Source organism: Enterococcus sp. CWB-B31 (assembly GCF_020567645.1).
Lineage (GTDB): Bacteria > Bacillota > Bacilli > Lactobacillales > Enterococcaceae > Enterococcus_L.
Window position 1 is genome coordinate 372065 of the sequence record NZ_JAJDJW010000001.1, and the last position, 22534, is coordinate 394598.

The 22534-nt window shown below is 38.5% G+C and carries 28 protein-coding genes and 1 pseudogene; 22 read left to right on the plus strand and 7 right to left on the minus strand.

The window, feature by feature from the left end; all coding sequences use genetic code 11:
- Positions 1–527: 527 nt before the first annotated feature.
- From LI954_RS01480 to LI954_RS01490, 3 genes are all read left to right on the plus strand, one after another.
- Complete coding sequence (locus LI954_RS01480) at positions 528–1187, plus strand: hypothetical protein (protein WP_229443295.1); 660 nt, start codon at positions 528–530, stop codon at positions 1185–1187.
- Positions 1188–1330: 143 nt separating this feature from the next.
- Complete coding sequence (locus tag LI954_RS01485) at positions 1331–1849, plus strand: RNA polymerase sigma factor (RefSeq protein WP_229443296.1); 519 nt, start codon at positions 1331–1333, stop codon at positions 1847–1849.
- Positions 1842–2927 (plus strand): hypothetical protein, encoded by a 1086-nt coding sequence (locus tag LI954_RS01490; RefSeq protein ID WP_229443297.1) that lies wholly within the window; start codon positions 1842–1844, stop codon positions 2925–2927. Before LI954_RS01485 ends, LI954_RS01490 begins: the two co-directional genes overlap by 8 nt.
- 359 nt (positions 2928–3286) lie before the next feature.
- On the opposite strand, the gene LI954_RS01495 is transcribed toward LI954_RS01490, so the two are convergent.
- A complete protein-coding gene (locus tag LI954_RS01495) occupies positions 3287–3475 on the minus strand; it encodes a hypothetical protein (RefSeq protein WP_229443298.1) in 189 nt (62 codons plus the stop codon).
- A gap of 173 nt (positions 3476–3648) precedes the next feature.
- Between LI954_RS01495 and LI954_RS01500 the strand changes: the two are divergent.
- From LI954_RS01500 to LI954_RS01550, 12 genes and pseudogenes are all read left to right on the plus strand, one after another.
- Positions 3649–3782: pseudogene (locus LI954_RS01500) on the plus strand (IS6 family transposase); the annotation flags it as partial.
- Between the two features lie 43 nt (positions 3783–3825).
- Entirely contained in the window at positions 3826–4128 is a 303-nt protein-coding gene (locus LI954_RS01505) for a hypothetical protein (protein WP_229443300.1), read from the plus strand.
- 212 nt (positions 4129–4340) lie between these two features.
- Positions 4341–4601 carry a hypothetical protein gene (locus LI954_RS01510; RefSeq protein WP_229443302.1) on the plus strand — a complete coding sequence of 87 codons (261 nt, stop codon included), beginning with the start codon at positions 4341–4343 and terminating at the stop codon, positions 4599–4601.
- Positions 4602–4636: 35 nt separating this feature from the next.
- Positions 4637–4879 (plus strand): hypothetical protein, encoded by a 243-nt coding sequence (locus LI954_RS01515; RefSeq protein WP_229443304.1) that lies wholly within the window; start codon positions 4637–4639, stop codon positions 4877–4879.
- A gap of 10 nt (positions 4880–4889) precedes the next feature.
- Positions 4890–5234: a hypothetical protein gene (locus LI954_RS01520; protein ID WP_229443305.1), complete on the plus strand. Its 345-nt coding sequence runs from the start codon at positions 4890–4892 to the stop codon at positions 5232–5234.
- Positions 5235–5281: 47 nt separating this feature from the next.
- Positions 5282–5482: a hypothetical protein gene (locus LI954_RS01525; RefSeq protein ID WP_229443306.1), complete on the plus strand. Its 201-nt coding sequence runs from the start codon at positions 5282–5284 to the stop codon at positions 5480–5482.
- A 32-nt stretch (positions 5483–5514) separates the two neighbouring features.
- Positions 5515–5736: a hypothetical protein gene (locus LI954_RS01530; RefSeq protein ID WP_229443307.1), complete on the plus strand. Its 222-nt coding sequence runs from the start codon at positions 5515–5517 to the stop codon at positions 5734–5736.
- A gap of 111 nt (positions 5737–5847) precedes the next feature.
- On the plus strand, positions 5848–6132 hold the full coding sequence (locus LI954_RS01535; protein WP_324254737.1) for a transposase: 285 nt from the start codon (positions 5848–5850) through the stop codon (positions 6130–6132).
- Positions 6133–6182: 50 nt separating this feature from the next.
- A complete protein-coding gene (locus LI954_RS16285; RefSeq protein WP_420705957.1) occupies positions 6183–6431 on the plus strand; it encodes an IS3 family transposase in 249 nt (82 codons plus the stop codon).
- Positions 6349–6948 (plus strand): DDE-type integrase/transposase/recombinase, encoded by a 600-nt coding sequence (locus LI954_RS01540; protein ID WP_229443308.1) that lies wholly within the window; start codon positions 6349–6351, stop codon positions 6946–6948. The genes LI954_RS16285 and LI954_RS01540 overlap by 83 nt, the downstream gene beginning before the upstream one ends.
- A 709-nt stretch (positions 6949–7657) precedes the next feature.
- On the plus strand, positions 7658–9307 hold the full coding sequence (locus LI954_RS01545) for a putative polysaccharide biosynthesis protein (protein ID WP_202066405.1): 1650 nt from the start codon (positions 7658–7660) through the stop codon (positions 9305–9307).
- 164 nt (positions 9308–9471) lie between these two features.
- Positions 9472–10206, plus strand: a complete 735-nt coding sequence (locus LI954_RS01550; protein ID WP_229443309.1) for a pseudouridine synthase — start codon at positions 9472–9474, stop codon at positions 10204–10206.
- Between the two features lie 212 nt (positions 10207–10418).
- On the opposite strand, the gene LI954_RS01555 is transcribed toward LI954_RS01550, so the two are convergent.
- The gene (locus LI954_RS01555; RefSeq protein ID WP_229443310.1) at positions 10419–11249 is read right to left on the minus strand and encodes an NAD(P)H-hydrate dehydratase; all 831 of its coding nucleotides are present in this window, start codon (positions 11247–11249) and stop codon (positions 10419–10421) included.
- Between the two features lie 298 nt (positions 11250–11547).
- Between LI954_RS01555 and pepV the strand changes: the two genes are divergently transcribed.
- Complete coding sequence (gene pepV / locus LI954_RS01560) at positions 11548–12960, plus strand: dipeptidase PepV (RefSeq protein WP_229443471.1); 1413 nt, start codon at positions 11548–11550, stop codon at positions 12958–12960.
- Between the two features lie 154 nt (positions 12961–13114).
- Here pepV and LI954_RS16290 read toward each other — a convergent pair whose 3' ends face one another.
- A complete protein-coding gene (locus tag LI954_RS16290) occupies positions 13115–13366 on the minus strand; it encodes a tyrosine-type recombinase/integrase (protein WP_420705958.1) in 252 nt (83 codons plus the stop codon).
- A gap of 135 nt (positions 13367–13501) precedes the next feature.
- Between LI954_RS16290 and LI954_RS01565 the strand changes: the two genes are divergently transcribed.
- Entirely contained in the window at positions 13502–13744 is a 243-nt protein-coding gene (locus tag LI954_RS01565) for a hypothetical protein (protein WP_229443311.1), read from the plus strand.
- A gap of 432 nt (positions 13745–14176) precedes the next feature.
- Here the strand turns inward: LI954_RS01565 and LI954_RS01570 are convergent, their stop codons facing one another.
- The 3 genes from LI954_RS01570 to LI954_RS01580 are packed head-to-tail and all read right to left on the minus strand — an operon-like array spanning position 14177 to position 16018.
- Positions 14177–14551, minus strand: a complete 375-nt coding sequence (locus tag LI954_RS01570; protein WP_202066430.1) for a P-II family nitrogen regulator — start codon at positions 14549–14551, stop codon at positions 14177–14179.
- A 1-nt stretch (position 14552) separates the two neighbouring features.
- On the minus strand, positions 14553–15338 hold the full coding sequence (locus LI954_RS01575) for a DUF1538 domain-containing protein (protein WP_202066432.1): 786 nt from the start codon (positions 15336–15338) through the stop codon (positions 14553–14555).
- A complete protein-coding gene (locus LI954_RS01580; protein WP_202066434.1) occupies positions 15335–16018 on the minus strand; it encodes a DUF1538 domain-containing protein in 684 nt (227 codons plus the stop codon). Before LI954_RS01580 ends, LI954_RS01575 begins: the two co-directional genes overlap by 4 nt.
- 72 nt (positions 16019–16090) lie before the next feature.
- Here LI954_RS01580 and LI954_RS16005 point away from each other — a divergent pair, with 72 nt between their 5' ends.
- The 5 genes from LI954_RS16005 (at position 16091) to LI954_RS01600 (ending at position 21308) form a co-directional block, all read left to right on the plus strand.
- A complete protein-coding gene (locus LI954_RS16005; RefSeq protein ID WP_267491398.1) occupies positions 16091–16222 on the plus strand; it encodes a hypothetical protein in 132 nt (43 codons plus the stop codon).
- Between the two features lie 86 nt (positions 16223–16308).
- Positions 16309–17271, plus strand: coding sequence for an ABC transporter ATP-binding protein (locus tag LI954_RS01585; protein WP_202066442.1), 963 nt, complete (start codon positions 16309–16311; stop codon positions 17269–17271).
- Positions 17264–18781, plus strand: coding sequence for an ABC transporter permease/substrate-binding protein (locus LI954_RS01590; protein ID WP_202066444.1), 1518 nt, complete (start codon positions 17264–17266; stop codon positions 18779–18781). The genes LI954_RS01585 and LI954_RS01590 overlap by 8 nt, the downstream gene beginning before the upstream one ends.
- 512 nt (positions 18782–19293) lie before the next feature.
- Positions 19294–19755 (plus strand): arginine repressor, encoded by a 462-nt coding sequence (argR, locus tag LI954_RS01595; protein WP_202066445.1) that lies wholly within the window; start codon positions 19294–19296, stop codon positions 19753–19755.
- A gap of 35 nt (positions 19756–19790) precedes the next feature.
- Positions 19791–21308, plus strand: a complete 1518-nt coding sequence (locus tag LI954_RS01600; protein ID WP_229443312.1) for a phosphomannomutase/phosphoglucomutase — start codon at positions 19791–19793, stop codon at positions 21306–21308.
- 223 nt (positions 21309–21531) lie between these two features.
- Here LI954_RS01600 and LI954_RS01605 read toward each other — a convergent pair whose 3' ends face one another.
- Complete coding sequence (locus LI954_RS01605) at positions 21532–22395, minus strand: RluA family pseudouridine synthase (RefSeq protein ID WP_229443313.1); 864 nt, start codon at positions 22393–22395, stop codon at positions 21532–21534.
- Positions 22396–22534: the final 139 nt, after the last annotated feature.

Sequence of the window (22534 nt, forward strand, 5' to 3'; positions counted from 1 at the left end):
CGGCTTGCAAGCAGCTGTGCTAACCGGTCTTTTAAGAAATTAGAATAGCAATCATTGAAAAAGGCTCATGTTGAAAATGAGATTTTATCGGCAGTCAATATAATAGAGTATATTTGTAGAAAAATAATTGTTCGTCGTTGGGTCTTCGAATATAGAAAGGATGTCAATTTTTTGTTAAACGAATTTTAATTTTAAGAGCTGAAACATTTTTTAGCCTTATAAATTAAATCCTATCAAATGATGAAAAGTAATAGAAATAAGATAATTTAGCTTGATTTAAAAAAATACATCATTACTATACTATTCTCAAAATTTATGCTTACAGATATTTTTTTGGAGTTTGTGCTGAATTTTTTCATTTTAAACGTGGATTTTTAATCACAGGATAAAATAATGGACTTTAAATAATTTATATTATTCAAAAAAATGGTATTATCTAATTTTTGTTTATTAAAATATTTTCAATTGATTGGTATTTATGCTAATATGATAATGTAACAAAATAAAAAGACGAGGGAGTTTTTGCGATGAGGAAAAGTCTAATTTCAAAATTTTTAGCTGTGGGTATTATTGGCGTGTTTGGATTAACTATAGGGGCAGTAAATTCAAATGCAGCTACATTTGAAGAGATGAAAGAAAATGTAGAGTCTGACAATGGCTGGATTTATAATCCAGAATCAGATACTATCATGGGGAATGAAGCTTCAAAACAATTTATTGAGATTGTCGAAACTGGGCTAGAAAATTCGAATGATGAAAATGTGACTCAGGAAATGTTTGAGTCTGCATTTGATCTATTAGAGGACACTGATGATGTGATTGATAAACCGTTTGATCCGACTGCTGGACTAATCCAACCTAGAGGGGTTTATGTTCCGACTCAACCTAAAGCTGTTCCTTCTACAGGCTACCAATCGAATGAATTTTCGGGTGCAGGATGGAGATATAGCGGCTTCCTTTTTGTGTTTAACGATTATAATGCGAATCCATTTTTTGGCGTAAGAGCCACTAAAGACTCCTTCAATTTCCATCTTCAAACAAATGGAAATTATTACCCCACAAGTAAACATGTAGTTCCAGCAAATGGAGGGTATTTATATTATCCTTCTAGAAGTGGAGGAAAAAATCTGAACGGATATTTTTCAACTTACAATCCTGTTAATGGAAGTAGATACTATATTATCTAATAAATCTTGTTATCAATAATTTTAATTGAAAAACCTAGAGAATGATCAAAATAATCATTCTCTAGATTTTTTTCATTTTTTTTGAAACTTTTTCAACATATTTATAGTCTAATAAATGTAAGGTGAAAAGAAGTGGGTGTTATATGGAAAAAAAAATACAGAGAATACTGGTTAGACAAGCTAAATTGGGGGATGCACATGCTTTTATAAAGCTTTGTGAAGCATATAGACACATCCTCTACAATTCCGCTTATAAAATACTTCTGAATGATGAGGATGTAGCTGATTGTCTTCAAGAAACAGAAATTTGTGCTTGGAAAAAAATAGGAACGCTCAAAAATGAAGAGGCCTTCAACTCCTGGATTTTTAGAATTATGATCAATATAGCAAAAGATACACTCCATAAACGAGTGGAAGTGGTTGAATTTGAAGAGAAGCATGGCGGAGTTGAAGAAACTAATTATGAGGGCTCTGATATAACTCAGGAATTGAATCAATTACCAGAAAAATATAGAATACCACTTGTTTTATATTATTATGCTGGGTTTAGTATCAAAGAAATTGCTGAGCAAGTAGGTATCTCTACAAATACAGTTAAAACCAGGCTTGCGCGTGCTAAACAAAGATTAAAAATAATACTGGAGGTGCAAGAAAATGAGTAAAAAAATAGAGAAGATAATGAAGAGAGAAAGAAAAATACCCACAGAAGTGATGGAGAAATTAGTTTATAATCAAGAAAAATTTTTGACAGGGGAAATTGAGCAAAATAAGAAAAACTTTAAAATGAATACTAGGAAAAAAGGGATTACTATTCTTGGAATTGTGGCTGCGTTATTATTTCTGGTATTAATACAAACATCAATTGGTGATGCAATTGAGCAAATTTTTGGAATCAGTAAGGATTCAGGAGTAGCTACAGTGGAAAACAATATGATTCCTATGGAGTTGGATTTAATAAGCTCCCAAAATGGTCGTGAAATCAAGCTGACTAAGTTTGTTTCAACAAAACAAAAATTTGCGTTTGATTATCAATTTAAGCTTGATGATGAGCAATTAAAAATACTGTTAGAAAAACAAATCTCAACTAACTCAAATTTTCAAGATATTGACCTAGGTCTTTTTATCAATGAGGGTACAGAAGATATATTTGGAGGTGGAGATCAAGAGTCAACTTTTTATGTCGAAGGGGATACTTTTTATGGGTCTGTTATTTTTACATACACTAAAGAAAAAATTCCAGAAAACGCAGACTTAACGTTACACATATATAAATTAGCTTGGCAGAATCGTGATGAATATGACGCAGCTCTCAACAAAGCAATAGAAACTAATAGTTCATTCAATGTACCTTGGGCTTTACAGTATGAGGGAGACTGGAGTTTTACAGTTGCTTATGAACCCTTAACGCAGACTGCTGAGCCGCGAATTATTCAGGCAAATAACATTTCCGATATTAATGCAGAGAGTGATGCGTTACAAACGAATGTCGAATTCGTCGCTCCCACGGAAGTAGTATCCGAAGGGCTTAAGCTTTATACTATTGAGGTGTATAAAAATGGTGTTCAGCTTAAAATACCAAGTTATTCTTATGAAGATAATAATGGTACGACTAAATTTTCTATGTCTATTGATTTGAGTGCATTAGATAAAGCATCTGTCTATAAAATTATTGTTAGTAATGCCGATGATTCTGGTCATAAAACGGATGAAATTGGTACTTTTGAACTCCAGAATGGATAAAATGGGAATTCATGTTTTTGACAATCTGTTTTGATATGCGAAGAGTAAAATGTCTATTGATGTTATAACTATCATTCCCCACGATAAGAAAATAAATAGAAAGCAAAAGACATTGCCAATATAATCAGGTAATGTTTTTTGCATTGTCTTTGACAAAGGATCAGCAGCGGGAGATCCATCAGATAAATTGACAAAAAACACGAATAATAGTAAAAACTTCAGGAATCGATGTGTTTCTGAAGCTTTTTTGTGGGTAATTGATCACCAATCATTTCTAAAACGTCTGAGAATCGCTCTTTAAAACTAGCTGATCTGTGGTTGAAGGATCAGGACGACGATTAAACTGTAGTTGTCACTCTTTAACCCACCGCTGGGGCGTCTTCCTGGTTGTTAATATAGATCATTGTTTGATCGGCAGACTGTAGAAACCCAATTGCTGGAGCCAGCCGCTTCAATTCGTCAGAATAGTACACGCCTTGGTCGCCCATCATCAGATAATTTTGAATAATTTCAGCTGAAGAACAAGCAGCATTCTTCTGTAGATCCATAAACCTTTTTTCTTCAAGATCATAACTGAAGCGGCCACCAGAAAATTCTTCTAAATCATTGGTTTCTTAGCTCAAACTCTTGAAGATTTAGCTTCTTTCTCACTTCTTGTATTTTATTCTTCATAATTATTCTTCCTTCTGATTATTTTTATTCTGAACACGCTGCGGTCCAGCTACGCACCGCTTCAACCACGATTAAAGGCATGGAAGCCATTCGAGGAATCTACAAAAAAGCCGGAAAGAAGGAACTCTTTTTGGCTTTTCAGTCTGTACGGAAATCAATATCTTATTGGGAATCCTAGCTTAGAATAAAAATCAACTCCGATTACTATCAGAAAGGGTAATGTTTGATGAATCGAATTAATAAAATTTATAAAGAGGCTGTGGAATTAAACACCAGATTAACAGCGTCGCTTGATACACTCAATTCATATGTAAGTGAGAATTCGATAGATGGTTTTTTCTCTTTCAGATCTGATGAAAACAATAGATTAAGTCTGTCTTGCGAGGTTGAAAAGATTGTTGATGAAGAAGACGGAATTACAGAATATGAATATTATGTGGTCTTGTTTCATGAAGAAGCTTCTTTGCAGGCATTTTTAAATATGGATAGATCAAGTATGATAGATTACATTATTTTTAATGCAACATAAATTCTTAAAAAGGATCAGTAGCTGGAGCTGGTAGCGTGATCTGAAACCAAAAAGGATCGTTCGGAATCTTAGAAAAAATTCTCCGGAAGCAGCTGTGGATCTACCAAGATAATTTTTATAAAAGCGAACGGTAAAAGTTCCTGAAGCTGAAAAAGGTTCGTGATTGTCAAAAACGATGAAAGAGGGTAATTAATATTAAGGACTTATTTGGAATGATTGCAGGTTTAAGCGTATCTCTTATGATTATTAGTTTTGTACTTATATATGGAATAAATGGGATTAATGCTGCAATAAAAACATTATCAATATTGTTGATTGTAATGTCTACATTTTCTGCGATATCAGGCGGATATAAATTAGCATTGAACGGAAAATATAGTCGTGAGGGAGAACAAGGTGAAAAGATGCTCCTATTTGGATTTTTAGGAACTATAGTATCGATAGTTGGATTATTTTGGAATAACTGGTTTTAATACATTTCAAAAAGGATCAGTAGAAAGGAAATCTTATGAACCCAATAAAAATATTCGTAGGTATTGAATATGGAAGTGGTATGGAAGTTTTAAAAGTGAAAACAACCGAATTCAAAGAGGTCGCACTTAGCTGGTTAGAATTGTGGGGTTCTAGTAAAGGCGATGGTGTGAAAAGAGTTCGTATAAATTATGAGCAGATGTATGCAAAAATAATTGATGAAATACCCATGTTCAAGGTGATTGAAACAATATCAGAAGTTCCCCAAAAGGATCAGTAGGAGGCAAAATGTGAAAATTGCAAAATTAGAAATGTTAAGTTCTACAGGAAAATATGGAAGGTTCAATTTAGAAGATATTGAAGAAATATACTTTATGTTTGAACTAAACAATGAAAACCAACCATTTTTAATGGAAGGTATGTTTACTGAAGACTGGGAATACCTATCAAAAGACTATTTTTCGGATATTTCAGATATTGAGGTTAAACAATTGACTAAAGATACTGAAATATTTAATGACTTACAACAACTACTGACCAGTTACGCAGCAAAGAATCAATTAAAGAATGCTACATGCAATCTAGAAACCAGACGAAATTTCCAGATTGAAATAATTTTCAAAAAGGATCAGTAGGAGGATAAATCATTGAAGAAAGAGGATTTTGAAAAAAACTTCAAGAAGTGAGAGCAAGAAAATTTGCTTACATTGAAAGTATGACAAAGCTGGGGAAAAAGCGAAGAGAGATTGAGGCTTCGAGACAATATCAAATTTATGAAAATGAAATTGTTGATATTATTCAGGAAATGTCAGAAGTAACTACGGGACCTTTTCCAGATCATTTTCCTAAGAAGAGGTTCTACGACAATACGGATGATAAGTAGTATTCTCAAAAAGGATCAGTAGGAGGAGAGCAATGGATAATAAGATTATAGAAATGAAGTATCCAGGTAATAATAAAGAAGCTCCAAATTATTTGATTAAAGTAATCAATAAAAATAATGTGATTTTGTATAGAGAACTTCAATCAGACAAGGAAATAGAGCATTACTTAGATCATGTGCTGCTAAGTCATAATGAAAAAAATATTTGGGTCTTACAAATGTTCCTTCTGTTGATGAGGCTGAGATGGCAATAAAAAGCTACTGGACGGCATTTGATAGTCTCTTTTCAGATAATGTTCAATCTTTGGGGGCTATGATACACTTTTCTTGACTATCAGTTACATTACCGGAAGGAATGAACTCTATTGAGAAAAACATATGATCGTGAATTTAAACTAAAGATTTCACAGAATCTCCTTGAGAAGAAGGTAACTACCAAGAGAATATCTGAAGAATACAACATCTCTCGTCCAACAATTTCCCGATGGGTTTCAGAATATCCTCGATACGGAAAAAATGTTTTTGTTGGGCAAGGAAAAAGATTACCTGATAAAGAAGATTTCTACATTCTTGAACAGGAAAATAAACGGCTAACAGAGGAAAATGAAATTCTAAAAAAGTTCGACACGTTTGTGAAGCAAAAAAAGTAGTTCGTTTTGAGTTTGTTCACAAACATCATCAACAATATTCAATTCAAACTTTGTGTAGGATTCTAAATGTAAGTAGGCAAGGATATTATTTATGGCGGAATCGGCGCCCAAGTAGGACTCAACTCCGCCATAATTTTTTAAAAGAGAATATTAAGCGAGTGTTCTACGAATACAAGGGTCGATACGGATCTCCAAGAATCGCTCAACAATTTTACGATGAAGGAATCGAAACCAATAAACGTGTTGTGGCTGTCCTTATGCGCAAAAGGATTTCATCAACGCAACTCTTCTTATGGTAGAGGAAAAGCAATCGAAGAAATAGTAAAAGAAAATTTATTGAATCGACAATTTGAACAGAGCCAAATCGATGCTGTTTGGGTGACGGATATTACTTATATTCCTTGTAATGACGGTCTCCTCTATTTGTCCACCTACATTAACTTGGCAACTCGTATTCCACATTGCTATATGGTGGATTCAACCATGAAAAAAGAAATTGTCGTCTATCCATTACACATTTATAAAGGAGAATTGCCTACGGTAATTCATTCCGATAGAGGTAGCCAATATCGGTCTCTTATCCATCAAGAGCTGTTGACCGACCACCACATCACACATTCAATGAGCCAACCTGGGACTCCTGTTGACAATGCAGTAATCGAATCATTTCATCGATCGATCAAACGAGAATTAATCGAACCCAACAAGCATAAAAGTAAAATAGAGATGAAGGTGTTAATCCAAGATTATTTAGAAGACTACTATTCCAAACAAAAGAATCCATACAAAATTTATGATGACTCCTCGACAATTTGAGGCGAAGAAAATAAGTAATCTAACCGACTATTAACTAAACTGTTGCAGGTCCCGCTGAGACTATGCAGAAAAAATTATAAGTATGTAACGACAAGGCAAAAAATCGGAGAACCTAGCTTGAAATAGTTGTCTATGATACCTATGCTGTTTTTTAGGAGCTGATACTCATTGACAGGAATAATCTAAAAGGAACGGAGCTGTGCCGACTGACTATTTTTTATCTAAATGAGGTGGTCCATCACAGATACTATACCAATCGGATGAATATTCTTTATGAAATGTTTTTAAGCAAGCCGGAATTGACAGTTCAGCTTTTAAAATGAAATCCGGTACTAATGAAAAGTTGCTTATGCATGCAGTTGAAGGATACTGTTTATCGAACGGAGACAGAAAAAGCTGCTAAAAGTCAGGAAGAATAACTATTGTCTTTGGTTAAAATCCTCCTTTCAAAGGCTTTTTTCTTTCTGTCGAATGCAAAGTGTTTGAATTTTACAGGCAGCAGAAAAATAAATCGTGCATTATGGGAGCATATTCGGGTATAATAAAGGAGTTTGACAGGAAAATGCAGTAGTTTCCGCAAATAAATAGAGGACTTCATTAAGAGTAGAAGGAATTCTGAAGCATTGCATAATTATTTTATAAATGGATTGCATATCAAGGATTTTACAATTAAAATAGAAGAAGTATGTTTAAGAAAGTTGGGGAGTAAATGATCAATCAACCCGGGACTGCTGAACAGCCGATATTGACTAATCAGGAAAAGATGGTCAAAGGTTCAGCGTGGATGACAGCCAGTAATATCATTTCCCGCTTATTAGGAGCGGTTTATATTATTCCATGGTACGCCTGGATGGGGGAACATGCTGACGAGGCGAATAGTCTGTTTTCTATGGGGTATACAGTCTATTCACTGTTTTTGTTAATCTCTACAGCCGGTATTCCTGCTGCAATAGCGAAACAAACGGCACATTACAATTCTATGAATGAATACAAGATCAGCAGACAGCTGTTTTACAAAGCGCTGCAGATGATGGCCGTTCTGGGAGCAGTTTTTGCTTTGGTTATGTATATTTCAGCACCTGCACTGGCCAGTTGGTCAGGAGGCGGAGAAGAGCTGGTTCCAACGATGAAATCGTTAAGTCTGGCCGTGCTGGTTTTTCCGTGTATGAGTGTTATCAGAGGGTATTTCCAAGGAAATCAGGATATGATGCCCTTTGCCCTGTCACAGATTGTTGAACAAGTTGCACGTGTTTTCTATATGCTGCTGACTGCTTTCATTATTATGAAAGTCTTTAATGGCGATTATGTAGATGCCGTGACTCAGTCAACTTTTGCGGCATTTATCGGAATGATTGTCAGCTTTGTTGTGCTGTACTTTTATCTGCATAAACAAAAACCAATGTTTGATTACCTTGAAGCGCACAGCGCAAACAAGCACCAGGTTTCTCCTCAGGGCCTTTTAATAGAAACGTTTAAAGAAGCAATTCCGTTTATTATTGTTGGTTCTGGTGTAACAGTATTTAAATTAGTCGATCAATTTACGTTTTCTAATTTCATGCGGACATTTACGAGTTATTCGGATAGTCAGCTCCGTGAACTTTTTGGGGTTTTTAATGCCAATCCGGATAAATTGACGATGGTCGTCATTGCACTGGCCACATCTATTGCCATGGCTGGACTGCCGCTTATTACAGAAGCTGTGACTCAAAAAAAATATCGTGATCTATCTAAATTGATCAGCAACAATCTGCAGCTTTTTGCGTTTGTTATGCTGCCGTCAACATTTGGTATGATTGTATTGGCCAGACCGCTTTATACGTTGTTTTATCGTCCGGATGGATTAGGGACAAGTCTGCTTATTCAAGCGTGTTATGCAGGGTTGTTTATGGGATTGTATATGCTTATTTCCAACATGCTGATGGGGATGTACGGAAACCGGGCAGCAATCCGCTATTTTGCGATTGGATTAGCTGTAAAACTGATTGTTCAATACCCAAGTATTCGATTTTTGGAAGCATATGGTCCTCTAGTGGCAACCATGATTGGATTCAGTGTTTCATGCTTCCTGCTGATGCGTAAAATCAAAGAAATTTCCAAATTCAATTTGAGCCTGACGCTGCGCCGCAGTTTACTGATTTTTGTTATTACACTGATTATGATTGTTTTTGCCTTCCTGACAAAACAGTTTCTATATCTGTTTTTGAACCCGGATCGTAAAGGGCAGGCGTTTCTGATTGTTCTGATAGTAGCTGCAGTTGGAATTGCTGTTTATGGCTACATGACATTGAAGATTCGACTGGCAGACCGTTTGCTTGGGAAAGACGTGGATGGACTGCGTGCAAAGGTTAAGATTAAGTAGATAGAATACTTTGAGGCGTGGGGAAAGTCCTGCGCCTTTGTTTTATATAATGAATGTTAAAGCATGACGATAAGAAACTGGAAATCCTTTATGTGAAGTCAATCTATTTAACGGTGGCATTTTAAAATAGTGACTGAAGAATTAGAAGTAAGGAGCGGAAGACAATGCGACTGGATAAGTTTTTGGCAGATACCGGATGGGGAAGCCGTAAAGAAGTAAAAAAACTGTTGAAACAGGGAGTCATCACCGTGAATGACTTAGTAAAAAAGGATGGTAAAACGCAAGTTGACGAGAATAGCGATCGAGTTGCGTACGCTGGGGAAATACTTCATTATCAGAAATATTTTTATTATATGCTTCATAAGCCTCAGGGTGTGATTTCTGCAACAGAAGATAAGTATGATGAAACAGTGCTTGATTTACTGTCAGATGAGGATTTTCGTGAAGATCTTTTCCCGGTCGGCAGGCTGGACAAAGACACAGAAGGGTTGTTGGTTCTGACAAATGACGGGCAGCTGGCTCATCGTCTGCTTTCTCCAAAGAAGCATGTAGACAAGGAATACTTTGCACGAATTTCGGGGGTTGTAACAGAAGAGGATATTCAGATGTTCAAAGAGGGCTTTGCGTTGAAGAACGGTGAAACAGTAAAAAGCAGCCAGCTGTTCATTGATTCTATAGATGATTCTGAAAAGCTTTCAGAGATTCGTTTGGTCATTCAGGAAGGAAAATTTCATCAGGTAAAAAGAATGTTTGAAGCAGTGGATAAAAAGGTTGTTTATCTCAAGAGGCTGCGCATGGGTGCACTATATTTAGATGAAGCATTGGCATTGGGCGAATATCGTCCGCTAACAGAGAATGAATTGATCCTGTTGGAAACTAGGGTGTGTCTGAAAAGGTAGCAGCATTCGAATTTTTCAGTGATTTTTATTGAAATCAAGGAAGAAAACACAGGTTATGTGGTTCATAAGCGAGTATTTATGACGAGGCGTTCGATAAAAATCATCAAACTATTCGCCGCTTGAGTTTTTAGACATGTCCTAGAGTTAAATAGTAGAAAAGAAGCGGCTGAAAGGACACTGAATGGGTTCTGCAGCCGCTTTTTCTATTCAATTTATTTTTCTTCAAATTGTTTCATGTAAATCGGCAGCTGCTCGGATATGCTGGTTGGCAGTACGACATACTGGGTTTTACTGAGGTCTTCTCCAATTAGGCTGTGAAGGTAGACTGCTGCGCAAAGGGCTTCTTCTTTCGCTGGGAATTGAGCAATGAAGCCAGTGATTATTCCTGCTAGTGTATCTCCCATGCCGCCGATTGCCATTGCTGCTGTACCGATGGGGGTCTTATAAATAGTTTTGGAAGTGTAAATTTTGGTACGGTGACTTTTCAGCACGACCGAAGCCTTCAGCATTTCTCTGGCAGTTTGATTTGCTTTGTCCGTTTGCTGTTCAAGAGGTAAACCGCTTAATGCTTCCCATTCTCTCTGATGCGGAGTAAATATGGTTTGTTCTGGATTGTTTAACGGATAATCTTTCTCTGCGAACAAAGTGATTGCTGAGCCGTCAATAATCAGCCATTGCTTGTCTGTCTGACTTTCCAGTACATGGATCAGAAGATGCTGACTGATAAGACCTAACCCCAGTCCCGGTCCAATCAAAATGACATCCGCTGATTTTAGAACCCTGTCAATCAATTCTGTATCCAGCCAGTCAACAGCCATTGCTTCGGGGAGTCTGGCATGAAGCGGTGCGTGGTTCTTCCTGTCAGTTATGACTGTGACCAGCCCTGTCCCGGCGTAAATGGCTGCCTGCGCACTCATGATAATGGCGCCGCCGTACTGCTCGTTTCCGCCGATCAGAACCGCTCGTCCAAAGGTTCCTTTGTGACTGTTTTCTGGACGTTTTGTAATCACTTTCTTTAAATTATTTACAGATAATGCTTTCACGATTGTTCCTCCTCTCAATTCCTCAATCAGCTAATCTAGCAATCAACAATTATTGTTGTACTTTTGTTTATTTTTAGTGTAGATCTTGTTCGCTCTTTTTCTTAGCTGACTGGTAAACCTGCAATTTTTAAAAGCAGAAAGTAAATCTTTGCAGTCTCATTTTTGAGATTCCGCATTTTTATTTATCATAACAGAATAGTCGAGATTCTTTGAATAGAAAAGTATTTCTCTTTTTTATTTTTCCTATAGTTAGTGGTATGATGGGAAAGAAGAATAATTTATGGGAGTGAAGAAACGGATGACAATCAACTGGCAAAAAGAAGTGGAAGATCGTAAAGAAGATCTCCTTGAAGATTTAAAAAACCTGTTGCGTATCAACAGTGAACGGGAAGATGATAAAGCAACAAAAGAAGCCCCGTTTGGACCAGGACCGAAAGCTGCATTGGAACACATGCTGTCCTATGGTGAACGTGATGGATTTACTGTTAAAAATGTTGATAACTATGCCGGTCATATTGAATATGGCGAAGGAACTGAAACATTAGGTGTCTTTGGACATATGGATGTAGTTCCTGCCGGTGATGGCTGGGATACGGACCCTTATGAGCCGGTAATTAAAGATGGAAAAATCTTTGCACGCGGTTCAAGCGATGATAAAGGACCAAGCATAGCTGCGTATTACGGCTTAAAAATCATTAAAGAGCTGGGTTTGCCGTTATCTAAGAAAATCCGTTTTGTTGTGGGTAGTGATGAAGAAAGCGGCTGGGCAGATATGGATTATTACTTCCAGCACGAAGAAGCGCCTGATTTCGGTTTTTCACCAGATGCTGAGTTTCCAATCATTAATGGAGAAAAAGGAAATGTGACAATTTTCGCTCAGTTTAAAGGAACAAACGGCGGGACATTTGAACTGCAGAGATTCCATTCCGGACTGAGAGTCAATATGGTTCCGGGAACAGCAGAAGCGATCTTTACAATTCCATCAGACTTGTCAACAGAAGCGTTCATTCTTTCCTTTAATGCTTTTCTTGCTGATTTACCGGTAGAAGGAGAAATCAGCATTGAGGATAATATTGTGACATTGAAAATTACTGGTAAAGGTGCACATGGTGCCAGCCCTCAGTCAGGAATTAATGCAGCCACATTCTTAGCAGACTTTATCAAGGACTATGATTTTGGCGGAGCTGCCAAAGCCTTCATCCACACAGCTGCTTTTATTCACGAAGATTTTTATGGAGAAAATCTGGGTGTTGCTTATGAAGATGAAAAGATGGGACGTTTAACAATGAATGCCGGCTTATTCAACTTTAATAAGGATGCTGAAGAAGGAAATTTGATCAGCCTGAACTTCCGCTACCCTAAAGGAATAACTGCAGATGAGCTGGAAGCTGGTGTTCGTCGGGCAATCGGCGGTCTGGAAACCGTGATTATTCAGGACGAGCGCAACCAGAAACCGCATTATGTTCCTACGGATGATCCATTGGTTAAAACTTTGCTGCAGGTTTATGAAGACCATACTGGAGAAAAAGGGGAAGAAAAAATTATCGGCGGCGGTACATACGGACGCTTGCTGAAACGTGGTGTTGCCTATGGTGCGATGTTCCCCGGTTATGTAGACACGATGCATCAGGCGAATGAATTTATGGAGCTGTATGATCTATTCCGGGCAGCGGTGATCTATGCGGATGCTATTTATCGTTTGGCGAAGTAAAGACTGTTTAAAATCATGTTTATTCAGTCTATATCTTAGATTCAAGGGGTGTCTTTGGCAAAAGGGAAGTTGAAAAACTGAATAAAAATGATGTTGAATCGGGAACTTGGCGGGATATAACTACTAAATATAGTAGAAAATTCCGCCAGTTTTTTTACCCAATTTCTTTGTTAGTTGATGGTCTAGCTTCCATAATATCAATTACATTTGAAGCTGTTTCGTCCTTAATATGTGTGTAATACTCTGTCATAGTAATGTTCTTATGTCCGAGACAACTTGTGGTGTGTTCTGCTGCTACACCAGCAATTATTGCTTGAGTAGCAAAGTTGTGTCTCATTACGTGAGGTATTACTTTAATGTTTGTTTCTGTAGAGACTAATTGAAAGTAACGATTTAATTGAGACATGTTGAAGGGAAAAGTTGAAGCGACTTGTACGGTTGTCTATAAAGACAATGATACACAGTTGATCCATGAAATGTTTTATGAATTGACCCTTGAAACGATTGAAGATAATAAATCTTCGATTAAGGAGCTAAGGTGATGAAAAAAAAGCATTTTTTTATTTTTGCAGCTCTTCTTCTCTCTGGTTGTTCTTCAAATAATAAGAATGATCAAACTGATAAAATCAGAGAACAGGAAAGACAAATTGAATGTTTGACTTCTGAAAAAAGAGAGCTTGAAATGTTGCTTGAAAGTGAAAAGCGAGGTCAGGATAAAAGCGATCAGCTCCAAAAATTAAGAAGGAGTATCCGAAAATTGTCAAGGAATCTATTCATAGAATGACTAGCTGAGAATTGATACACTGCGCTTCGCTTTGATCACATCAACTTCTATGTATGAAACATACGAGAATTGACAGGCTTCACTAGGATTGCTTTAGCAGAGTAGATGAAGTCCTGCTACCTAGTCGGTGAAGGACCTGGAGCGCCTTATATTTTCAGGATCGTTTGGCTTATTTCTGAAGGAGTTGCTCCTGCGGTTACTCGTCGCAAAAAGAATTTTTGCTTTTGTTCCGCCGTGTATTCGGGGGTAGACACGAAGAGAATTTGGAATTTTATTTCTGTCTCACCGTCACCCTATTTCTACCCATCAGTCCTACTTGGCAAAGAGCCGCAAAAAATCGGCAGTAGGACTCTTTAAAAAGAGCTTCTGCCGATAAATAATTTGTTGAAAAGCTGAATAAACAGGGGGACAAGAAAAGAGCAACCCCCGACCTTATCTTCCGTTCATCAAGTCGTCCAATTCAACAACTTTGCTGTACTCATCAATTTTTGATATACCAATCACTTTATCCAGATCGATGACAAAGGCAATGCCGTTGCCGGGCTTGAAAATTTTCATCTCGATACTTAAAGCATTTAACACAGTATTGGTCAGAGATTCAGGGACAATAGTGAGAACGATATCCTTTTCAGGCTCAATATCTATACCTAAAAAACGGCCTGCATCATGAACTCCGGAACCCCGTCCGTGAAGAATTGTACCGCCGGGGGCTCCTGCTTCTTTTGTGATTTCAATAACATCGGAACCGGTACCGCCGTCAACAATTGTTACGATTAATTCCAAATTTAAAGCCACTAATTTTTTCATATTACCCTTCGTCCTCCGCTAATTTTTGTAGTTCTAATTTATTTTTCTGATCCCGTTCATCGTTTAATTTATAAATATACCCCAAAACAAGTGTTGATAAAATTGGTGCCAGTGCAATCATTGCCACTACGCCAAAACCGTCAATTAAAGGATCTCGACCTTCCAGCTGACCTGCAATCGCCACACACATAGATAAAATAAATGTGGAGCACATGGGACCAGTTGCTACGCCGCCATTATCGAATGCCATTGCCAAAAACATTTTATCGACCTTTCTGCCTAAAAGAAAGACTAAGATGTAACCTGGAATTAAAAAGTAATAGAGAGAGAATCCTGCCAGAAGCCGCCACATGGATAAACTGACTGCTGCTCCCACTCCGATTGAAACAAACAGCAGCATGATTTTTCCTCGAATACGACCTTCACTGATGTTTTCAATTTCTTTAACCATCACATGAATTGCTGGTTCGGCATAGCCGACCAAAAAGCCCATCAGAAAGCCTAAGGGAATTAAAATATAGTTATAGTCCAGTGAGGCCAGTGAAGCTCCCAAGTGTTTTCCTACAGGGACATAGGCAATATTTACGCCATGAAGAAATAGAATAAGACCGATAATTGTGATTAGAAATCCAATCATAATTTTAGCAAACCGTCGTTTTCTAAGTTTGAAGCTGATAAAATTCAGGACGACAAAAATAATAATAATAGGAGCCACAGCCATCAGGACTTCTTTGGTAACTTCCCCTAAGCCGCTAAACAGTCGAGTAGCAATTGTATCCACATTCATCGGAAGATAACCCCCAATGTCATAACTGCCAGGATAGGTCCCAGTGATGCTATTCCCACCATACCAAAGCTGTCGTTCTCACGTGGTTTTTGTTTGATCATTGATGTGACGCCGATAGCCAGCGATAGAATAAATGGAACGGTGATAGGTCCGGTAGTAACGCCGCCTGAATCAAAAGCGATAGGCATAAATTCCGGACTGGTGAAAAATGAAGCAATCAGCACAAAAACATAGCCGATCAGCATCATTTTGTAATAAGAAAATTTGAACATGATCCGCATTAATGCAAATGCCAGAAATATGCCGGTACCTACACTGACAACACCGAGAATCAGCAGCCGGGAAATTTCTCCGTCAGAGATCTCATTGACCTGCTGCCCCAGAACCTGTACAGATGGTTCTGCAATCGTAATAACAATTCCAATAAGGAATCCTAAACCAAGAATAATACTTAAGCTTTTCTTTTTGACCATAAATTTACCAACCAGGTCTCCCACTGCCATCATGGAATGGTCCGCCCCAAATAAAAACAGTGCCATTCCGATAATCATAATTCCTGCGCCGATTAAAAAAATAATCAGGTCTTCGGCTGGTAACGGTGCAAATGCAAAAGTTAAGATAATAATCAGCAAAGTCATTGGTGCAATAGCCATTAATACATCCTGAAATGATTTTCGCATGCATCCTCCTCCTTTGTATTTTTTTCGTACATTTTTAGTATAACCTAAAATAAATGTAATTTGGGGGTTGACGTGACATTGTTAAGTAATGTTAAAATAAAACTACCAAAGAACGTACGTTCTCTTTTGAAGGGAGGAGCAATTGCTGCTTTGAAGAAATTACTGAAAGAAGCAGGTTGTCTCAGAATGAAAAAAGGGACATAAAGACAAGATATTAGTAAGAAAAAGAAGGATAACGTATACTTAATTGGTGCAGCTTGAAGATTTCAAGGGGAAAAAGAGGTGGAGAGATGATAGAGTTTCAAGAGGTTTCAAAGAAATATGGGAATCAGACTGTCTTGACAGATAATAATCTGGCGATTCAAGATGGAGAATTTTTTGTTCTGGTTGGACCAAGCGGAAGCGGTAAGACGACTACACTTAAGATGATTAATCGTCTAATTGAACCGACAGAAGGGGATATTTATTTTGATCATAAGCGTATTATTGATTATGATCTGAAAGAGCTGCGGTTGAGAATCGGTTACGTTCTGCAGCAGATTGCCCTGTTTCCGAATATGACAGTAGCTGAAAATATTGAACTGATACCAGAAATGAAAAACTGGAAAAAAGATGAGCGCAGACAAAGAACCAGGGAACTTTTGGAAAAAGTCGGACTTTCCCCGGAAGAATATATGCAGAGAAAACCTTCAGAGTTGTCTGGCGGTGAACAGCAGCGTATTGGTATTCTGCGGGCAATCGCAGCAAAGCCTGATATTATTTTAATGGATGAGCCGTTCAGTGCACTGGACCCAATCTCCAAAAGCCAGCTGCAGCTGCTGATAAAAGAACTGCACAAAGAGCTGTCCGGCACAATCATTTTTGTTACCCATGATATGAATGAAGCCATGCTTTTAGGAGACCGCATTTGTATTATGAGAGACGGAGCAGTGATTCAGGTGGATAAACCGGATCAGATTAAAAAGCATCCGAAAAATGATTTTGTTGCACAGTTCTTCAAAAATGATTCACTCGGTCTGGCTGATTATCGTGTGGAGGATTTAGCAGCTATGGACTTGCTTGAAATAATAACGGGGACAGCAGGGCGATCAGTGACGATGGAAACAGGACTTGACGAAGTCGTCCGCCGGTTAGCTGCTAACGAAAAGTTGAACCTGCAGCTTGAGGAAAATCAGCAAGCGCAAGTTACTTCCCAGACAATTGTTGCATTTCTGCAACAGCAGTTAGAGGCAGGTGAACCGTTGGATGACTAATTTAATCGAAACATTTATGTCGAGGAAAGAAGATTATGCTCAGGCGCTGGTGGAGCATATTCAACTTTCTTTGCTGTCTCTGCTGATCGCCATTCTAATTGCTGTCCCTGTTGCTGTTTTATTAACACGCTACAAGAGAATTGCGGAAGCTGTTTTGCAGATTACAGGAATCTTTCAGACAATCCCATCACTGGCATTGCTGGGTCTTCTGATTCCATTGATTGGTATTGGCAGTCCACCGGCAATTATTGCACTGGTGATGTATGCCTTGTTTCCAATTCTGCAGAATACCTATACAGGTCTGACAGAGATTGATCCTTCACTGGAAGAGGCGGCAGAGGCATTTGGAATGTCCAAAAAAGAGAAGCTTGTGAAATTCGAGCTGCAGCTGGCATTGCCTTATGTCATTTCCGGTATACGGACAGCAGCAGTTATGATTATCGGGACAGCAACACTGGCAGCCTTGATTGGTGCCGGCGGATTGGGTTCGTTTATCCTTTTGGGGATTGATCGAAACAATGTTTCATTGATCTTAATCGGTGCGATTTCATCAGCCGTTCTGGCAGTGCTTTTCAATTATGGGATTCATCTGCTGGAAAAAGCAAGCGTGAAAAAGATTGTGACTGCCTTTGTTCTGTTGTTTGCTTTGCTGGTGGGTTCTTTTGTGTATACAACTTACGAAGGAGAACAAAAAAGACTGACTATTGCCGGAAAGCTTGGTGCTGAGCCGGATATTATCATTAATATGTACAGGGAACTGATTGAAGAAAATAGCGATGTTAAAGTAGAGCTGAAGCCGAACTTCGGTAAAACCACCTTTTTGTATAATGCGCTGAAATCAGGTGAGATTGACATTTATCCTGAATTCTCTGGAACGGTTTTGGAAACCTTTTTACCTGAAAATACCAATACATCCAATGATCCGGAGGAAGTGTATGAGTATGCAAGAGATGAGATTGCCAAACAAGACAATCTGGCTTATCTGGAACCAATGAGCTATCAAAATACTTATGCTGTGGCTGTGAAGAGAAGTTTTGCAGAAGAGTATAAGTTAAAAACAATTGAAGATTTGAAAGGAATCGCCAGTCAGCTGAAAGCCGGGTTTACTTTGGAATTTATTGATAGAGATGATGGCTATAAAGGAATAGAAAAGCTTTATGGTGTGACGATGAGTGTTCAATCTATGGAGCCGTCCCTGCGTTATCAGGCAATTGATAATGGGGATGTTAATGTGGTGGATGCCTACTCAACCGACAGTGAGCTGAAGCAGTATGATTTGGTTGTTCTGGAAGATAACAAGCAGCTGTTTCCGCCCTATCAGGGAGCTCCTCTGTTGAGAGAAGAAACGCTGGAAGAGTATCCAGAGCTGGAAGAATGGCTGTCTCCCCTAGTTGGAAAAATTACTGAGGAAGAAATGAGCGAAATGAATTATAAAGTGAATGTGGAAGGACAGGACCCGCAGGAAGTTGCTCATATGTATTTGGTTGAAAATGAGTTGATTAACGAATAAAAAAACAGGAACTATTCGTTTGACTTCTTATATAAGGAAATAGAATAGCCATTCTAATTTGAGGGCGGGACAAAAGTGATCAGCTCCGAGAATTAAGAAGAAATATCCGAAAATTGTCAAGGAATACTATTCATAGAATGAATAGCTGTGAATTGATACCTTCCTGGAGCTTCTCATACTTTCAGGATCGTTCGGCTTAATTCCGCAGGAGCTGCTCCTGCGGTTATTCGTCGCAAAAAGAATTTTTGCTTTTGTATCGCCGTTTATTCGGGGGTAGACACGAAGAGAGTTTGGAACTTTATTTCTGTCTCACTCTCAAAGCCGAATAAACGGTGTTCCAAACAAAGCTAAATTAAAATGTGTCTCTCCGGTTCTCGATTCACTCTGATCCTCGATACAAAGCTTTAAAGTCTTGCAAGCTTTGTTAAAAAGAGTAAAATTTACCATTAATAACTGATTTTTTTTACAAGTTTCGTTATAATGTAAGAAAATACTATACAGGAGCGTTGCAGATGAAAAAAGCAGACCGTCAGCGACTGATTCGGCAAATCATTACTGAAAATGAAATAGAGACACAGGAAGAATTAATTGCCCGTTTAGAAGCGGCAGGTGTAAAAGCAACTCAGGCCACTGTTTCCAGAGATGTAAGAGAAATGAGTATCGTGAAGACGCACGGTGCAGCTAATAAAGTAAAGTATGCTATTTTTTCTCAGCAGCAGACAGCAAGTCAAGAAGACAAGTTGAAAGAATCGGTAAAGGATTCCGTTATACGCATAGAAAAAGTTCAGTTCATGGTGATTGTACATACAGATATGGGCAGAGCGGATGTTGTAACAAATTTCCTTGATGAGGTAAATTATAGTGAGGTCGCAGGAACTGTAGCAGGAGTGGATACAATCATCATTATTGCACGATCAGAAGAGGATGCAGTAGCTATTGTCGAACGATTTGAAGCAATGATGAGGAATGAATAAAAAAAAGAGCTGAAATTGAAGGGAGAACTGACTACATGGATTTAAAAGCGTTGCAGAATGGCTCTGATTTTCGAGGAATCGCAGTAAGTACAGAAGAGTATACCGCAAACCTGACAGTGGAACAGGTGAAGAAAATCGGTATTGGCATGCTTCACTGGCTGATTGATCAAAAAGGACTCAAAGATAAATTTGAATCAGGAGTACTGAAAATCGGTATTGGTCACGACAGCAGAATTACAGCAGGAGAACTGAAACAGGCGTTGGTTGACAGCTTTACAACACATCAGGTTCAGGTGCTGGATTTTGGCTTGGCAACAACACCAGCGATGTTCATGGCAACACAATTTCCTCAATATGACTGCGATGCTGCAATCATGATTACGGCCAGTCACTTGCCTTACTATTTCAATGGGTTAAAACTGTTTACCAAATCAGGAGGGGCAGAGAAAGCAGATATTACATATATTGCTGATCATGCTGACAAAGAACTCCCTGAATCAACAGGAACAGTTGTAAGGAAAGATATTTTGGCGGACTACGCAGCGGATATGGCGGTGAAAATTAAGAAGGGGATGAAAACAGAAGCAGACAAGCCGTTAGCTGGATTCCGTATTATTGTGGATGCAGGAAACGGCGCCGGTGGATTCTTTGCTGAAAAGGTACTGGGAGCATTAGGTGCGGATACAACAGGCTCACAATTTCTGGAGCCGGACGGCACATTTCCAAATCATATACCTAATCCGGACAATAAAGAAGCAATGGACAGTATTCGTCAGGCGGTGCTGGATAATCAGGCAGACTTGGGTGTTATTTTCGACACAGATGTTGACCGTTCGGCGGTTGTTGATCGGACAGGTGAAGTCATTAACCGCAACAATCTGATTGCTGTACTTGCTACCATTGTGCTGGAAGAATATCCGGGCAGCAGTATTGTAACTAATTCACCGACTTCCAGCCATTTAAAAGCGTTTATTGAAGAAAAAGGCGGGAAACAGGTTCGCTATATCTCAGGCTACAGAAACGTTATCAATAAAATGATTGAACTGAATCAGCAGGGCATCGAAACACCTCTGGCAATTGAAACCAGCGGGCATGCAGCATTCAAAGAAAATTATGATTTAGACGATGGGGCGTATGTAATTGCTAAATTACTGATGCTTTTGCCCCGCTTGAAGGAAGAAGGAAAAACAGTCAGTGATTTGATTCTCAGCTTGAAACAACCTGTTGAAGTACAGGAGGTTCGTTTTAAAATTCTTGCTGAGCAGGTACGAAAATATGGTGAACAAGTAATTGCTGATATGGCTGAGTTTGCGGAAAAGACACCAGGACTTTCCGTTGATCCTGAAAATGATGAAGGCATTAGAGTAGATGCAGCAGAACACTACGGCAGCGGCTGGTATCTTTTAAGAATGAGTCTTCATGAACCGCTGTTGGTACTTCAAGTGGAAAATGACGAGGCAGGTAAGAATCAGGTAGTTTTTGAAACGCTGCAGGGATTCTTTGAATCGTATGATTTATTGGACAAGACAAAATTAGAGGATGTACTGAAATAGTACGCTTATAAAAAAGAGATTGTGCCAAAGCTTCTCCATGCGACGAGTAATCACAGAGACATGGGGGAGCTTTGCTTCTACGCTTTTTCGAATGCTCGAATCATACAAAGACTGGAACACCGTGTATTCGGTTTTTAGGGGATATGACATATTTTTGTCACATCCCTTTTTGCATTAATTACGAATGGAGAATTTACTCAATAGATGGTGCAGTAAATAAGTTTTACCATAACCCCGGATTTGCCTGAACAAGAATCTCTTGGTTGGTAAAAGGGTGAATCAGATGAAGTTCATAAGCGTGCAGCATTAATCGTCCTTCTGTAGACGGGGCATATAAAGGATCATTGATAATTGGATGACCTTCACTCGCCAGATGAACACGTATCTGATGTGTTCTGCCGGTTTCAAGTGAACAGAAAACCGCTGTTTGCCGCGTAACCGGATCATAAAAAGCTTTTTCAATATGAGTGACAGCCAAAGCGCCTTTTTGCTGATCAATGACGCGCTTTCTTCGATCATGCCGATGCCGGCCGATATTTTTTCGAATTGTCCATTTTTCTTTATCAATCTTTCCGGAAACAAGCGCCTGATAGTGCCGGGAAATTTGTTTTGTTTCCAGCATGCGGCTTAAAATCGGCAGTATGAAAGGATTTTTGGCAAAGACAATACATCCGCTGGTTTCTGTATCCAAACGATGAACAACATAGGGAAATTGATTTTTCGGCTCAAGATACGCAGCCAGCTGATTTAAAAAAGTATTTTGTTCATCAGGTTCGTTAGGATGTGTTTTAATTCCTGCAGGCTTATTTAAAATAATCAAATGTTCATCTTCAAAGAGAATATCCAATGGAACAGCTATGCCGATCTGTGCTTTTGGTGTCGAATAATCGCCGCCTTCAAAGGTTAGAATAATTTGGTCACCGGCTTTTACAGGAAAATGAAATGGAACGGGTTGTCCATTCACAGAAACATTTTTTCGTATACGCAGAAAATGCCGGACTTTTTTTGGAACCAGCCAGTTTTTTTCCAGCAGGCTGCTGACAGAACACTCCTGGAAATCTTCAGGTAAAGTGATGGAAATCTCCATATATAATTACTCCTCTGTTTATAGTAAAGGCTCAAATACTTATGTTTTCCAGTGTAGCAAATTAAGAGGGAAGGTCAATAGGGATTATGAATTTGTTTGCAGCTTGAAGTTGAGTTGATGGATGAAGAGGCAGTTCGCT

What these genes read in the sequence shown, in the direction of transcription:
- LI954_RS01480 (WP_229443295.1), top strand. Translation starts at nt 528, where the DNA reads ATGAGGAAAAGTCTAATTTCAAAATTTTTAGCTGTGGGTATTATTGGC.
- LI954_RS01485 (WP_229443296.1), top strand. Translation starts at nt 1,331, where the DNA reads ATGGAAAAAAAAATACAGAGAATACTGGTTAGACAAGCTAAATTGGGG.
- LI954_RS01490 (WP_229443297.1), top strand. Translation starts at nt 1,842, where the DNA reads ATGAGTAAAAAAATAGAGAAGATAATGAAGAGAGAAAGAAAAATACCC.
- LI954_RS01495 (WP_229443298.1), bottom strand. Translation starts at nt 3,475, where the DNA reads ATGGATCTACAGAAGAATGCTGCTTGTTCTTCAGCTGAAATTATTCAA.
- LI954_RS01505 (WP_229443300.1), top strand. Translation starts at nt 3,826, where the DNA reads ATGAATCGAATTAATAAAATTTATAAAGAGGCTGTGGAATTAAACACC.
- LI954_RS01510 (WP_229443302.1), top strand. Translation starts at nt 4,341, where the DNA reads ATGATTGCAGGTTTAAGCGTATCTCTTATGATTATTAGTTTTGTACTT.
- LI954_RS01515 (WP_229443304.1), top strand. Translation starts at nt 4,637, where the DNA reads ATGAACCCAATAAAAATATTCGTAGGTATTGAATATGGAAGTGGTATG.
- LI954_RS01530 (WP_229443307.1), top strand. Translation starts at nt 5,515, where the DNA reads ATGGATAATAAGATTATAGAAATGAAGTATCCAGGTAATAATAAAGAA.
- LI954_RS01540 (WP_229443308.1), top strand. Translation starts at nt 6,349, where the DNA reads ATGAAGGAATCGAAACCAATAAACGTGTTGTGGCTGTCCTTATGCGCA.
- LI954_RS01545 (WP_202066405.1), top strand. Translation starts at nt 7,658, where the DNA reads ATGATCAATCAACCCGGGACTGCTGAACAGCCGATATTGACTAATCAG.
- LI954_RS01550 (WP_229443309.1), top strand. Translation starts at nt 9,472, where the DNA reads ATGCGACTGGATAAGTTTTTGGCAGATACCGGATGGGGAAGCCGTAAA.
- pepV (WP_229443471.1), top strand. Translation starts at nt 11,548, where the DNA reads ATGACAATCAACTGGCAAAAAGAAGTGGAAGATCGTAAAGAAGATCTC.
- LI954_RS16290 (WP_420705958.1), bottom strand. Translation starts at nt 13,366, where the DNA reads ATGTCTCAATTAAATCGTTACTTTCAATTAGTCTCTACAGAAACAAAC.
- LI954_RS01565 (WP_229443311.1), top strand. Translation starts at nt 13,502, where the DNA reads ATGAAAAAAAAGCATTTTTTTATTTTTGCAGCTCTTCTTCTCTCTGGT.
- LI954_RS01570 (WP_202066430.1), bottom strand. Translation starts at nt 14,551, where the DNA reads ATGAAAAAATTAGTGGCTTTAAATTTGGAATTAATCGTAACAATTGTT.
- LI954_RS01575 (WP_202066432.1), bottom strand. Translation starts at nt 15,338, where the DNA reads ATGAATGTGGATACAATTGCTACTCGACTGTTTAGCGGCTTAGGGGAA.
- LI954_RS01580 (WP_202066434.1), bottom strand. Translation starts at nt 16,018, where the DNA reads ATGCGAAAATCATTTCAGGATGTATTAATGGCTATTGCACCAATGACT.
- LI954_RS01585 (WP_202066442.1), top strand. Translation starts at nt 16,309, where the DNA reads ATGATAGAGTTTCAAGAGGTTTCAAAGAAATATGGGAATCAGACTGTC.
- LI954_RS01590 (WP_202066444.1), top strand. Translation starts at nt 17,264, where the DNA reads ATGACTAATTTAATCGAAACATTTATGTCGAGGAAAGAAGATTATGCT.
- argR (WP_202066445.1), top strand. Translation starts at nt 19,294, where the DNA reads ATGAAAAAAGCAGACCGTCAGCGACTGATTCGGCAAATCATTACTGAA.
- LI954_RS01600 (WP_229443312.1), top strand. Translation starts at nt 19,791, where the DNA reads ATGGATTTAAAAGCGTTGCAGAATGGCTCTGATTTTCGAGGAATCGCA.
- LI954_RS01605 (WP_229443313.1), bottom strand. Translation starts at nt 22,395, where the DNA reads ATGGAGATTTCCATCACTTTACCTGAAGATTTCCAGGAGTGTTCTGTC.